This is a genomic window from Ferrimonas balearica, assembly GCF_019802085.1.
GTDB classification, from domain to species: Bacteria; Pseudomonadota; Gammaproteobacteria; order Enterobacterales; family Shewanellaceae; genus Ferrimonas; species Ferrimonas balearica_B.
In genome coordinates this window covers 78,232-91,182 of sequence record NZ_JAHVHV010000006.1, presented here as the reverse complement: position 1 = coordinate 91,182, position 12,951 = coordinate 78,232, and the positions used below count along the sequence as shown (strand labels likewise).

Here is a 12,951-nt window from a genome sequence, read left to right as displayed (position 1 = left end):
AATGCTCGGCTGGGTAAGCGAAAGAACCGTGCAATGCGCTTAAGGGCACGTCGAAACGCGCCCGTTTTGACTCGCAAATGCGACCCTCGGGCCGCTGAACGAGCGATAACCAGAATGGCTACCATCTACCCGCGTCTGAGTTTGTAAGGGCGCGCTGAATCGATTGCCCGCCACTGCGGGTGAAAAGGGATGTTTTTGTGAAAAAGTTGCTTAGCGCGGTGCTGTTGTCGAGTGCCGTGGCTCCGGCGGCCTGGGGGGCGTCGGCGTACGTCTCCTTGCAGGACGGTTACCTCAATGGTCGCATCGACCAATTGGTGGTGGTGACCAATATGCCCACCATGCGCAAGCCCTACAACGTCAAGCAGGTGCGTCAGCACCTGGAGTTGATTAAGGATGAGATCCCCGGGCTCTACCACGAGATTGACCGGGGCCTGTACCGCTACGAGCGGGAGCTGTCGGTCACCTACGCCGAGGTGGGCGTGGCGGCGGCCGACACCCCCTCCCAGGGCCACATCATGCCCAACGCCCGGGGTGAGCGCATCGATTCCAACTACCGGGTAACCGCCACGGCCCAGTACCGGCCCACCGACTGGATGATCCTCTCCGTGGGGGGATTGGCACTGGACTCTGCCGGCGGCCGTTACGATGACGAGTCCGGCAGCGATGCGATCCCGGTGGGCACCTACGCCTCCTTCGGTTGGGACAGCTTCCAGGTGGACGTGGGGTATCGAGAGCACTGGCTCTCCCCCTTTGCCGAGTCGGCGGTGCTGATGTCCACCAACGCCCGCCCCTCCTTCTCTATCGGGGTCAGCAACCCCATCCCCTTCGAAGGGCTGTGGAACCTGCAGTACGAGGTCTATGTGGCGCGCCTGGAGTGGACGGATCAAATAGTCTATGGCGATGAGCTGGAGTCCGGCCGTCCGGCCCTGCTGGGCTTTCAGACCAGCTTCTCCCCGGTGGAGGGCTGGACCATCGCCCTGAACCGCACCATGCAGTTTGGGGGCGGCTCTCGCGAGGTGACGCTGCGCAGCATCTGGGACGCCTTCTGGGATCCGGCGGGCAACGACAACAGTTCCAAGGTGGAGTGCGACGGTCCGCCCAACACCTGTGAGTCCGGCAACCAGCAGGCCTCCATCAGCAGCCGCATGAACTTCGGCGGCCCGGTGCCCTTTGCCATCCTGATGGAGTTTGCCGGCGAAGACACCGGCAGCCACAGCAACTACCAGCTGAGCAACATCGCCACCTCCTTCGGTGTTCACATCCCCTTCCTGCCGGATTGGCTGGGGGGACCGGACTGGTCATTGCAGTACGAGATGACCGAGTGGCAGCACGCCTGGTACACCCATTACATCTACAAGAACGGCTACACCAACGATGGCATCGTGATGGGTCATTGGGGGGCCAACAACCGGGTGTTCAACGATTCGGCCCGGGGGGCGCAGAACCACGCCCTGAAGCTCGGTTGGCAGCGGGACACACGTCAGCGCTACGAGTTGACCTACCGGCTGACCGACAACAAACCCAGCGACGCCTACGACTACTCTGTGGGGCATGAGCTGGATCTGCGTTACTTCGGCCAGCTGTTTGGCCAGCAACTGGGCTACCGCCTGTACGGCGGTCGCAACGTCTTTTCTGAAGGGTATTTCCGGGGTGAGCTGATATGGCAGTGGTAACGCGTCTGGCGGTAGGGATGATGGCAGTGCTGGCCCTGCCGGTCTGGGCCGTGACCGAACCGGCCTTCTACATCGGTGGGGGCGCCTCGGTGGTCTACCGGGCCAACAACGGCAACTCGCAGAACGACAGCTTCTCGGAAACCCACGTCACCCCCAACTTGCAGATCGGGGTGATGCGCCCCATCAACGAGCGCTGGAGCCTGGGCACCGGCCTGGAGCTGACCCCGCGGGACATGTTCAGTTGGGGAGACTCCAAGAACCTGCTGACCTGGCGCATCGGTGAGCTGGGATACCAGATCTCCGAGCAGTGGGGGTTCAGCTTCTACGGCGGCGCCAGCCGCTTCTACCGCAACAACCCCGGCTGGGGCTACGGCTTCGGCAGCGGCCTCTACTACCAGCTGAGCCCCAAGATGGTGCTGGGGGCGGAGATCAACTACGTGCTGACCCGCACCAGCTACCCCCAGGACGTGCCCTACGAGAAGGAGCACTTTGGTTGGGGCAGCATGGTGGTGAAGTACCGCTTCTAAGCCGCCCAGTCAAAGCAAAAACGCGCCCTTGGGGCGCGTTTTTTTGTGCGGAGGATTTCGTGTCTAGCCCAGCCACTTGCGGGCTTTGACCTCCAGGTTGTTGAGCAGCTTCAGCCCTCGCTGGCCCTGCAGCGGGTAGTAGATCCAGGGCTCCGCCACCGGTCCTTGGGTGGGGGTCAGCCAGTCCTCGGCATAGGGCGCCACCGCATCGCTGCGCTCGCTCAGCGCCTGCTGCTCCGTCGCGTCCATGATGGCCAGGGGGTTGAAGCGGGCACCGGTGCGCTGCTCCGCCAGTTTCAGGCCCAGGGTTTTCACCTTGCCCCGGTAGGCCGGCACATTGGGCAGCCAGGCGGCAAAGGGGTTGCGCAGGTAAGCCATGGGCCGGAAATGGGCCCGAGCCTGCTTTTCGTTGAGGGGCTCTTTGCCGGCAAACTGCCAGTTCACGCCCGTAAGCCGGTCGGCTCGGGTCACCAGGATGTCGGCGTAGTAGGTGCCGACGCTGCGGCCCTTGCGATCGACAAAGTACATGCCGGACTCGGCGTCGTACCGGGTGTTGGGGTCGTCGGCGGCCCGGTTGCAACCGCGAATGAAGGCCGGCTGGACAAAGCCGGCGTCCGGGTAGCGGTCGAAGTAGCCCGACAGGGTGGCGTGATCCGCTACCGTCAGGGGCCGCACCAGCTGAGTATCGTCCTGCAAAAAGCACAGCAACTCACCCGGCTGGCTCATCTCGAGGGCCGCCTGCATATTGGCGTACAAACCGCCGTGCTTGCTTTGTGCGGCCCCGGCCGGCGGCGACCACAGGGTGCAATCCGCTCCCAGGACCTCCAGCACCTGTCGGGTCTGGGGATCGTCACTGTGATCGTCCATCACGGTAATGGGGTGGCCCGGGGCGCAGCGGCGGAGGGAGTCGATGCAGTTGGCCAGGTACTCGCCGCGGTTGAAAGAGAAGACGAAGAAGCGCAGGGTCATGCCTTGGGTTACCGGAATCGGAAGGTGGCCCCATTGTACGGCAAATGGCCGCTCTGCTCACCGCTTGGGATGGCGGTGGCTGTTGCCCTGCCCAGGGATGGGTATAATGGCCGTTTTGCCAGGTTTGGCACCAAGGCGCAACGAGAGTCAGGTGAGGCCCCATGTCCGAGACACAGGTTAACGAGTTCACACGCTGGGATGGCATCAAGGAGTCGTTGTTTCGGCTGACCGCCCTGAAGCTGTTGCCGGGGCGCTGGTTCAATCCGACGTTGCCGGAAAAGGCCTCGCTGACCCCCGCCGGCGATGACCTGACGCTGGAGATCGTCAGCCACTGCTGGAACTACTCCGAATTTCAGCTCTACCAACTGAGCTCCCTGGTCAACTACCCGCCTACCGCGCTTAAGGTGGTGCACACGGTGTTCTACGCCGAGGAGGACGCGGACACCGTGCGGGTGCTGGACTTCTTCCGCGGTCAGAGCGTGCCCAACGTTACCTGGAACTTCCAGCCGTTGCCCAAGGAGCAGCTGTTTCGCCGCGCCATCGGCCGCAACCGGGCCGCCAAGGCGTCTCAAGCGGACTGGGTCTGGTTCACCGACTGCGACGTGGTGTTCCACGAAGGGGCGCTGGACACCCTGGCGGCCAAGCTCAAGGGGCGTCAGGAGTACCTGGTCTACCCCCAGCAGATGCTGGCCACCGACCTGCTGCCCAAGGATGACCCGCTCATCGTCAAGGCCAAGCAGCAGCCGATGGTGATGGAGCTGGATCTGACCCGCTTCTCGGTGCGCAAATTCAGCCGAGCCACCGGCCCCATTCAAATTGCCCACGGGGACGTCGCCCGGGCCTGCGGCTATTGCGACACCCTGGCCATGTACCAAAAGCCGATGCCGCGCTGGGCCAAGTGCTACGAGGATCGCGCCTTTCGCTGGTTGCTGGGCACCGCTGGTGTACCCATCGAGGTGCCCAAGGTGCTCTTTATCCGTCACGCGGAGAAGGGGCGCTACCAGCAGGGCAGTCAGATCTCCGTGCTGCGCAAGACCATCCGTCGAGTTAAATCGGCCCTGATCGGCCGTTGAAACTCAGGCCTCCCGGGCGGGTATCCCCTTGAAAGAGTGCGCTATCATCCGCTGCCTGAGCGTGGGCGAGACGGAACGGCAGATGCAGCGGCTCCTTGAGCAAGGCTTCGGGGCCGGCAACGTCTACCTGGTGTCTGACACCGCCGGTGAAACGGGGGAGCAGCTCATCTCCTTGCCCAGGTTTGTCGCCTCGGCCGGGCTGAGCGTGGCCATCGACCGGCTCGGTTGGCGCTGTGGGGATCATTGCTTCTATGCCGTGTTGGATCGGGTCGATGACGCGGATTACTACTGGCTCATCGAGAACGACGTCTACCTCGATGACGAGGCCCTTGGCAAACTGCGATTGGAATCGGCGGCGCGCTCAGAGGATCTGTTGATCCACGGCTTTGCCCCCGGAGCCTCGGGGAAAACCTGGAACAAACACTACCGCCATTACTACGACGAACCGGCCTACGGGGGGCTCTTTCCGGTGGTCCGGCTTTCCCGCAAGGCGGTGGCCTACCTGGCGTCGGAGCGTGCCCAGTTGGCGCAGCGATTCACCGGCACCCGGTACTACCCCAATGACGAAGTTTTTGTCTGCAGCCGATTGCAGAACAACGGGTTTCACTGTGGGGCACTGGGTGTCACCACCGAGGGGCATTTCAACCTCACCCGAAAACTGGTGCGCAACGTCGCCCCGGGTCGGCTGCACCATCCGGTTTCCCACTGCCCCAAGGCGATGGTGGCGAAGGACAAGCACCGCTTGCGGAAAAACTTCTATCGCCTGCGCTGGGCCCGGGTTTACCGCTTTTTGCACGCCTCCTATCGTGAAAATAACGGTGACCGCCGGCTGTTGGCCCGCTACCTTCGCGCGCTGTTTTTTCTGGGCTAGGGACAAAGGCCGGTCCAAGAGTGAACACAAAAAAAAGGGGCGCATAAAGCGCCCCTTTTTGATGCTGGGTTGTCAGGAGTGGCCGTAAAAACCGCGGTACCAGTCGGCGAAGCGTTTCAGCCCCTCGGCCAGAGAGGTGTCCGGGCTGAAGCCCACCGCCTGACGCAGGCTGTCGGTTTCGGCGTAGGTGGTGTAGACGTCGCCGGGTTGCATCGGCATCAGGTTGAGCTGGGCCTTGACCCCCAGGGCGCTCTCCAGGGTCTGGATAAAGGTCAGCAGCTCCACCGGCTGGTGGTTGCCGATGTTGTACAGCGCGTAGGGGGCGGAGGAGCGATCCGGTCGGTCGGTTTCGCGATCGGCGTCCGCGGTGGGCACCTGCTCCATCACCCGCAGCACCCCTTCGACGATGTCATCGATGTAGGTGAAATCTCGGCTGAGTTTGCCGTGGTTGTACACATCGATGGGTTCACCGGCGAGGATCTTCTTGGTGAACTTGAACGCCGCCATGTCCGGGCGGCCCCAGGGGCCGTACACGGTAAAAAAGCGCAGGCCGGTGGTGGGGATCCCGTACAGGTGACTGTAGGTGTGAGCCATCAGCTCGTTGGACTTTTTGGTGGCGGCGTAGAGGCTTACCGGATGGTCCACCGCGTCCGCTTCGCTGAAGGGCACCTTCTTGTTCATGCCGTAGACCGAGGAGGAGCTGGCGTAGATCAGATGCGGCACCTGGCTGTGACGGCAGCCCTCCAGGATGGTCATCATCCCGGCCAGGTTGCTGTCCACGTAGGCCATGGGGTTGTCCAGGGAGTAGCGCACCCCGGCCTGGGCCGCCAGGTGCACCACCCGGTCAAACCGGTGGCGCTCAAACAGCGCCGCCATCCCGTCGCGATCCGCCAGGTCCAGGCGGACAAATTCGAACTGAGCCTGGGGCGTCAGCTGGGCCAGCCGCGCCTCCTTGAGGCTCACTTCATAGTAGTCGTTGAGGTTGTCCAGTCCCACCACCTGGTGGCCCTGCTCCAGCAGACGCTGGGCGACGTAAAACCCGATAAAGCCGGCGGCGCCGGTAACCAAAACTTTCATTGTTTCTCCGCGTTGATGCTCAGACCTCGGCCGATGCCGTAGTAGTGGAAGCCCCGCTGTGCCAGCCGGTCCGGATCATAGAGGTTGCGGCCATCGAAGATCACCGGGGTGGAGAGCTCCTGCTGGATGAAATCGAAATCCGGGGCCCGGAACGCCTGCCACTCGGTGCAGATCACCAGGGCGTCGGCGCCGCCCAGGGCGGCTTCCTTGGTGCCCATCAGCGCCAGATCACCGCGCTGGCCGAAGATCCGCTGGGTCTCCTCCATTGCTTCCGGATCGAAGGCCTGCACCTTGGCGCCGGCTTCCCACAGCGCCTGCAGTAGCACCCGGCTGGGGGCTTCGCGCATGTCATCGGTGTTGGGCTTGAACGCCAGGCCCCACAGGGCGATGGTCTTGCCGCGCAGATCGTCGCCGAAGTGGCGGCGGATGTTGCGCATCAGCACCGTCTTCTGGTCGTCGTTGACCTGCTCCACCGCCTTGAGGATCTGGGCGTCATGGCCGATCCCTTCGGCGGTGCGGATCAGCGCCTGAACGTCCTTGGGGAAGCAGGAGCCGCCGTAGCCGCAGCCGGGGTAGATGAAGTGGTAACCGATGCGGGGATCGGAGCCGATGCCGCGACGGACCGCCTCGATGTCGGCCCCCAGCTTCTCCGCCAGGTTGGCCATCTCGTTCATAAAGGAGATCTTGGTGGCCAGCATGCAGTTGGCGGCGTACTTGGTCAGCTCGGCGCTGCGCACGTCCATCACCACGGTGCGATCCTGCTGGCGGTTGAAGGGCTCGTACAGCTCGCGCATCACCTCGATGGCGGCATCGTCGTCGCTGCCGATGACGATGCGATCAGGGCGCATGCAGTCGTTCACTGCGGCGCCCTCTTTGAGAAACTCCGGGTTGGAGACCACCTGGAACGCGATGGACTCACCCCGGGCGGCCAGCACCTGGGCGACCTTGGCCTTCACCTTGTCGGCGGTGCCCACGGGCACCGTGGATTTGTCCACGATCACCTTGGGGCTGGTCATGTGGGTGGCGATGGTTTCCGCCACCGCCAGCACGTATTGCAGATCGGCACTGCCGTCCTCGTCCGGCGGCGTGCCCACGGCGATAAACTGCACCTGGCCGTGCTGGGCCCCCAGGGCCGCGTCGGTGGTGAAGGTCAGGCGTCCGGAGTCGTGATTCTGCTTGACCATGGGCTCCAGGCCGGGCTCGTAGATGGGGATGATGCCCTGATTGAGTCGATCAATCTTGGCCTGGTCCACGTCGACACAACAGACGTCGTGACCCACCTCGGCCAGGACCGCCGCCTGCACCAGGCCGACGTAACCCACACCAAATACGGTGACTTTCATCGTCTTACCCCTTAGGAATCTGAGAGTTGAATAGGCAAACCTGTAGACAGTATATGCAGGGAAATCGTTCTTACTGTGACCAAGCCCGGCAATTGACGGGGGTTCGGTGGGGCCCCATGCGGTCTGAAGGGTTTGCTGAGGTGCGCAAAGTGTAAATAAAATAACGGGTTCAACCAAGGAAAAGCCCATGAAGACCCAAAGCTGCTCACCCCATCGCCTGTTTTTGGCCCCCGAGGCCCCCGACGCCCTGGACGTTCACTGGTTCGATCCCCAGTGGCTGACGCAGCAGGGCTGGGTCAGTGGCCACTCCGACAGCTCCGGGCGCAACCCGGCCTGGTTCTTCAACAATGAGGGTGAGGGGTATGTGCTGCGCCACTACTGGCGCGGTGGTTTGCCCGGGCGGGTGTTCAAGGACGGCTACCTCTATCTGGGGGAGGCCCGAACCCGCCCCTACCGGGAGCTGGCGCTGATGATCGAACTGTGGCGCCTGGGGCTGCCCATCGCCCGCCCCATCGCCGCCCGCCTGACCCGAAAAGGGCTGCACTACTCGGCGGATCTCATCACCGCCCGACTGCCCAACAGCCGCGATCTGGTGTCGGTGTTGTCGGAGGGGCCCATGGCCGAAGCGCGCTGGCGGACGCTGGGCCAGGTGCTGGCCCGTTTTCACCGGGCCGGGGTGTACCACGCGGATCTCAACGCCCGAAATATCCTGCTGAGCCGCGGCCAGTTTTTCCTCATTGATTTTGACCGGGGGGAGCTGCGGGAGCCCGCGAAGGACTGGCAACAGGCCAACTTGAGCCGACTGCACCGCTCCCTGCTCAAGGAGCGGGGCCGGGTGGCGGGGATGCGCTTTGATGAGGGCGCCGACTGGGACGCCCTGATGGCGGGTTACAGCAGCGAGGCGGCCAGCGCCAGCTGACGGTCGGTGGCACCGCGGTTGGTGTCCACCACCCGCTGGCCCTGGTGCCCCATCTGTTCCGCCTGGTTGCGCAGCGACAGCAGGTGCTCCAGCTGTTCGGCCAACTCGTCGGTGTCGTGCACCAATACCATGCCGCCGGCCTGGAGCAGGGTGCGGCTGATCTCCTGGAAATTGAAGAAGTGGGGCCCCATCAACACCGGCTTGGCCAGGGCCGCCGGCTCCAGGGGGTTGTGGCCGCCCCGCTCAATCAGGCTGCCGCCGACAAAGGCGGCGTCGGTCATGCCGTAGAGGGAGAGCAGCTCCCCCATGGTGTCGCCAATCACCACCTGCACTCGCTCGGGCAGCACCCCCCCTTCGCTGCGCCGGGCGGTGACAAACCCCGCCGCTTCACTCAGCCGATGGGCGGAGTCGAACTGCTCCGGATGCCGGGGCACCAGCACCAGCAGGAGATCCGGGTGCAGGTTGAGCAGCCGGTGGTGGGCCGACAGGGCCTGCTCGAACTCCCCTGGGTGAGTGGAGCCGGCGCACCAGGCGATGCGATCCCCCAGCCACTGGTGGCGTGCCTGGCTCAGATCCTTGAGGCGTCGGGGATCGATGGGCAGGTCAAACTTAAGACTGCCGCAGATGGTCAGCCGCGCCGGATCCAGCCCCAGCTGCACCAGGCGGTTGCCGTCGTCGCCGCTTTGCGCAGCCACCGCATCCAGCTTGCCCAGCATCGGCCGGGTCAAGCGGGGAAACCGGCCGTAGCCGCGGGCGCTGCGTTCGGACATGCGGGCGTTGGCCAGCATCACCGGGACCTTCTGGGTGTGGCAATGGTGGATGAGGTTGGGCCACAGCTCCGTCTCCATCAGCACCACCATCTGGGGTTTGAGCCGCTTGAGGTAGCGGCGCATCACCCCGGACAGGTCCAGGGGCAGGTAGCCGTGGTGGACGCTGTCGCCGAAGCTTTTGCGCACCTGTTCGGAGCCGCTGGGGGTGAAGGAGGTGACCAGCACCGGGGTGTCCGGATAACGGCTTTGCAGGGCCCGGATCAGGGGTACCGCCGCCAGGGTCTCGCCCATGGAGGCGCAGTGCACCAGGATCGCCCCTTCCACCGGCGGCCGCGACCAGCCGAGCCGTTCCCCCAGCCGTTGACGGTACTCGGGGGTTTTGCGGCTGCGCCACAGCAGGTAAAGCAGAACGACGGGAAGCAGAACGACCAGCAACAGGCTGTAGAGGAGACGGTTCATCTTGGGTCCCAAGGGGCATTTGGCTTGATGATAGGGAAGGGATCGACCGCTTTCAAATGCTAACGGTTTGTAACTTAAAGTGGGTTTGAGCCGTGTCCGGATCATTGGACTTGGGGGATGGCGGTGCTACTCTAGCGGCCACTCTGTGGACAGGTGCCAGTATGAAAACCAAAGATCGCATCATCCAGGCCAGTTGTGAGCTGTTCAACCAGCACGGCGAACGGGCCGTCACCACCAATCACATCGCCGCCCACCTGGGGATCAGCCCCGGCAATCTGTACTACCACTTTCGCAATAAAGAGCAGATCATCCGCGCCCTGTTCGCCCAGTACGAATCCTACCTGGAAGAAGCCTACGGCCCCGGCGAAGACGACACCCCCTTTGGCATCATGAAACGCTACCTGGACGGCATGTTCCAGGGGATGTGGCGGTTTCGGTTTCTCTACGCCAGCCTGCCGGAGATCCTCGCCCGGGATCCGGAGCTGCATCGGCGCTACCTGATGGCCCATGAGCGGGTGCTGCGCACCGCCACCGACAACCTGCGAGCCCTGAAGGCCCAGGGGGTGATGACCATCGACGAGCAGTACCACCTGGAGTTTGCCGAGGGGATCAAGATGGTGGTCACCTTCTGGATCAGCCACCTCTACACCCAGGCCCTGGATGAGCCCATCACCGAGCAGGGGGTCTACCAGGGGGTGCTGCAGATCCTGGCGCTGTTCCACGGCTACATCGCCCCCAAGGCGCGGCCGGATTTCGAACGCCTGGTGGCCCATTACCGGGCCCTGGCCGACACCCCCGCCTGAGCCCACAGGTCACACCAGAGTCGCCAGCGCGTGAAAGGGCTGCATTCACCGCTGGCGACGGCTAGAATGTGCGCCAAATTCGACTGTGCGTCATTTCAACGATAACAACGAGACGGACCCAGAGGAGACAGCATGTCCACTTCCGCCTTTTACCAGCAGATCCGCGACCAGATTGAACAGGTTAAAGCGGACGGCCTGTACAAGAACGAACGGGTGATCACCAGCGCCCAGCAGGCCGCCATCGAGGTGGCCAGCGGTGACCAGGTCATCAACTTCTGCGCCAACAACTACCTGGGCCTGGCCAACCACCCCCAGCTGATCGAGGCGGCCAAGGCGGGCCTGGACGATCACGGCTTCGGCATGGCCTCCGTCCGTTTCATCTGCGGCACCCAGGACATCCACAAGGAGCTGGAGCACAAACTGTCCGAGTTCCTCGGGATGGAGGACACCATCCTCTACTCCTCCTGCTTCGACGCCAACGCCGGCCTGTTTGAAACCCTGCTGGGCCCGGAAGACGCCATCGTCTCCGATGCTTTGAACCACGCCTCCATCATCGATGGGGTGCGCCTGTGCAAAGCCAAGCGCTTCCGCTACGCCAACAACGACATGGTGGAGCTGGAAAACTGCCTGAAGCAGGCCCGTGAGGTCGGCGCCCGCAACATCCTCATCGCCACCGACGGGGTGTTCTCCATGGACGGCGTGATCGCCCACCTGGAAGCGGTGTGTGACCTGGCGGACCAGTACGGTGCCCTGGTGATGGTGGACGACTCCCACGCCGTGGGTTTTGTCGGCGAAGGCGGTCGCGGCACCCACGAGCACTGCAAGGTGATGGAGCGCGTCGACATCATCACCGGCACCCTGGGTAAGGCCCTGGGCGGCGCCTCCGGCGGCTTCACCTCCGGTAAGAAAGAGGTGATCGACTGGCTGCGTCAGCGCTCCCGCCCCTACCTGTTCTCCAACTCCCTGGCCCCGGCCATCGTCTCCGCCTCCATCCGGGTGCTGGAGATGATGAAAGGCGGCGACAGCCTGCGTGCCAAGCTGTGGGACAACGCCGCTTACTTCCGCGAGAAGATGGGGGCCGCCGGCTTTACCCTGGCCGGGGCCGACCACGCCATCATCCCGGTGATGATCGGCGACGCCGCCCTGGCCTCCGAGTTCGCCGACCGCCTGCTGGCGGAGGGGATCTACGTCATCGGTTTCTCCTTCCCGGTGGTGCCCAAGGGCCAGGCCCGGATCCGCACCCAGATGTCCGCCGCTCACACCCGGGCGCAGCTGGACAAGGCGATCGACGCCTTCACCCGCATCGGCAAAGAGCTGGGCATCATCTGACGGGGACCAACCATGAAAGCACTCTCCAAGCTGCACCCGGAAAAGGGGATCTGGATGGTGGACGTGCCCAAGCCGGAGCTGGGGCACAATGATCTGCTGATCAAGATCCGCAAAACCGCCATCTGCGGCACCGACATGCACATCTACAACTGGGACGAGTGGTCCCAGAACACCATCCCGGTGCCCATGGTGGTGGGTCACGAGTACGTGGGGGAGGTGGTGGCCATCGGCCAGGAAGTGAAAGGTTTTGCCGTCGGCGACCGGGTCTCCGGTGAGGGCCACATCACCTGTGGCCACTGCCGCAACTGCCGTGGCGGTCGTACCCACCTGTGCCGCAACACCGTCGGTGTCGGGGTGAACCGGGAGGGCTCCTTCGCCGAGTACCTGGTGATCCCGGCATTCAACGCCTTCAAGATCCCCGACGACATCTCCGATGATCTGGCGTCCATCTTTGATCCCTTTGGCAACGCCGTGCACACCGCGCTCTCCTTCGATCTGGTGGGCGAGGATGTGCTGATCACCGGGGCGGGCCCCATCGGCATCATGGCCGCGGCCGTGTGCAAACACGTCGGGGCCCGCCACGTGGTGATCACCGACGTCAACGAGTACCGCCTGGAGCTGGCCCGCAAGATGGGCGCCACCCGCGCGGTCAACGTGATGGAGGAGAAGCTGGAAGAGGTGATGGCCGAACTGGGCATGACCGAAGGCTTCGACGTGGGTCTGGAGATGTCCGGCGTGCCCTCGGCCTTCAACAGCATGCTGGAGACCATGAACCACGGCGGCAAGATCGCCATGCTGGGTATTCCGCCCTCCAGCATGGGGGTGGACTGGAACCAGGTCATCTTCAAAGGCCTGGTGATCAAGGGGATCTACGGTCGCGAGATGTTCGAGACCTGGTACAAGATGGCCAGCCTGCTGCAGTCGGGCCTGGACTTGAGCCCCATCATCACCCACCGCTTCCCCATCGACCAGTTCCAGGACGGTTTCGACGTCATGGGGTCCGGTCAGTCCGGCAAGGTGATCCTGAGCTGGGATTGAACCCTTTGGCTTGCTGAACAACGCCTCCATCCGGAGGCGTTGTTGTTTTGGCCCTGAACGCCGCTCCGGCCGCTTTTGTGCCCACCGGCGCCAGCACGTA

The 12,951-nt window shown here is 63.7% G+C and carries 12 protein-coding genes; 8 read left to right on the top strand and 4 right to left on the bottom strand.

All coding sequences use genetic code 11. The features are described 5' to 3' along the window. Window positions 1-197: 197 nt before the first annotated feature. On the top strand, window positions 198-1,673 hold the full coding sequence (locus KUV81_RS18440; RefSeq protein ID WP_222545368.1) for a capsule assembly Wzi family protein: 1,476 nt from the start codon (window positions 198-200) through the stop codon (window positions 1,671-1,673). Next, window positions 1,661-2,200, top strand: coding sequence for an outer membrane beta-barrel protein (locus KUV81_RS18435; RefSeq protein ID WP_222545367.1), 540 nt, complete (start codon window positions 1,661-1,663; stop codon window positions 2,198-2,200). The genes KUV81_RS18440 and KUV81_RS18435 overlap by 13 nt, the downstream gene beginning before the upstream one ends. Before the next feature lie 63 nt (window positions 2,201-2,263). Here KUV81_RS18435 and KUV81_RS18430 read toward each other — a convergent pair whose 3' ends face one another. After that, window positions 2,264-3,169, bottom strand: coding sequence for a glycosyltransferase family A protein (locus KUV81_RS18430; protein WP_222545366.1), 906 nt, complete (start codon window positions 3,167-3,169; stop codon window positions 2,264-2,266). A 161-nt stretch (window positions 3,170-3,330) separates the two neighbouring features. Between KUV81_RS18430 and KUV81_RS18425 the strand changes: the two genes are divergently transcribed. Beyond that, the gene (locus KUV81_RS18425; protein WP_222545365.1) at window positions 3,331-4,242 is read left to right on the top strand and encodes a glycosyltransferase family 2 protein; all 912 of its coding nucleotides are present in this window, start codon (window positions 3,331-3,333) and stop codon (window positions 4,240-4,242) included. Window positions 4,243-4,324: 82 nt separating this feature from the next. Further along, window positions 4,325-5,113 (top strand): hypothetical protein, encoded by a 789-nt coding sequence (locus tag KUV81_RS18420; RefSeq protein ID WP_222545364.1) that lies wholly within the window; start codon window positions 4,325-4,327, stop codon window positions 5,111-5,113. A 72-nt stretch (window positions 5,114-5,185) separates the two neighbouring features. On the opposite strand, the gene KUV81_RS18415 is transcribed toward KUV81_RS18420, so the two are convergent. Together KUV81_RS18415 and KUV81_RS18410 are read right to left on the bottom strand one after the other, a co-directional pair. Next, on the bottom strand, window positions 5,186-6,190 hold the full coding sequence (locus KUV81_RS18415) for an NAD-dependent epimerase (protein ID WP_222545363.1): 1,005 nt from the start codon (window positions 6,188-6,190) through the stop codon (window positions 5,186-5,188). Continuing rightward, window positions 6,187-7,533: a UDP-glucose dehydrogenase family protein gene (locus KUV81_RS18410; RefSeq protein ID WP_222545362.1), complete on the bottom strand. Its 1,347-nt coding sequence runs from the start codon at window positions 7,531-7,533 to the stop codon at window positions 6,187-6,189. The genes KUV81_RS18415 and KUV81_RS18410 overlap by 4 nt, the downstream gene beginning before the upstream one ends. A 187-nt stretch (window positions 7,534-7,720) precedes the next feature. On the opposite strand from KUV81_RS18410, the gene KUV81_RS18405 reads away from it, so the two are divergent. Then, window positions 7,721-8,452: a 3-deoxy-D-manno-octulosonic acid kinase gene (locus tag KUV81_RS18405; protein WP_222545361.1), complete on the top strand. Its 732-nt coding sequence runs from the start codon at window positions 7,721-7,723 to the stop codon at window positions 8,450-8,452. Here the strand turns inward: KUV81_RS18405 and waaA are convergent. After that, on the bottom strand, window positions 8,422-9,681 hold the full coding sequence (gene waaA, locus KUV81_RS18400; RefSeq protein WP_222545360.1) for a lipid IV(A) 3-deoxy-D-manno-octulosonic acid transferase: 1,260 nt from the start codon (window positions 9,679-9,681) through the stop codon (window positions 8,422-8,424). The two genes, KUV81_RS18405 and waaA, sit on opposite strands and share 31 nt — an antisense overlap. A 161-nt stretch (window positions 9,682-9,842) precedes the next feature. On the opposite strand from waaA, the gene KUV81_RS18395 reads away from it, so the two are divergent. The 3 genes from KUV81_RS18395 to tdh all read left to right on the top strand — a co-directional run bounded on the left by KUV81_RS18395 (window position 9,843) and on the right by tdh (window position 12,851). Then, complete coding sequence (locus KUV81_RS18395) at window positions 9,843-10,484, top strand: TetR/AcrR family transcriptional regulator (RefSeq protein WP_222545359.1); 642 nt, start codon at window positions 9,843-9,845, stop codon at window positions 10,482-10,484. Window positions 10,485-10,616: 132 nt separating this feature from the next. Beyond that, window positions 10,617-11,813: a glycine C-acetyltransferase gene (locus KUV81_RS18390; RefSeq protein ID WP_222545358.1), complete on the top strand. Its 1,197-nt coding sequence runs from the start codon at window positions 10,617-10,619 to the stop codon at window positions 11,811-11,813. A gap of 12 nt (window positions 11,814-11,825) precedes the next feature. Continuing rightward, window positions 11,826-12,851 carry an L-threonine 3-dehydrogenase gene (tdh, locus tag KUV81_RS18385; RefSeq protein WP_222545357.1) on the top strand — a complete coding sequence of 342 codons (1,026 nt, stop codon included), beginning with the start codon at window positions 11,826-11,828 and terminating at the stop codon, window positions 12,849-12,851. Window positions 12,852-12,951 lie beyond the last annotated feature (100 nt).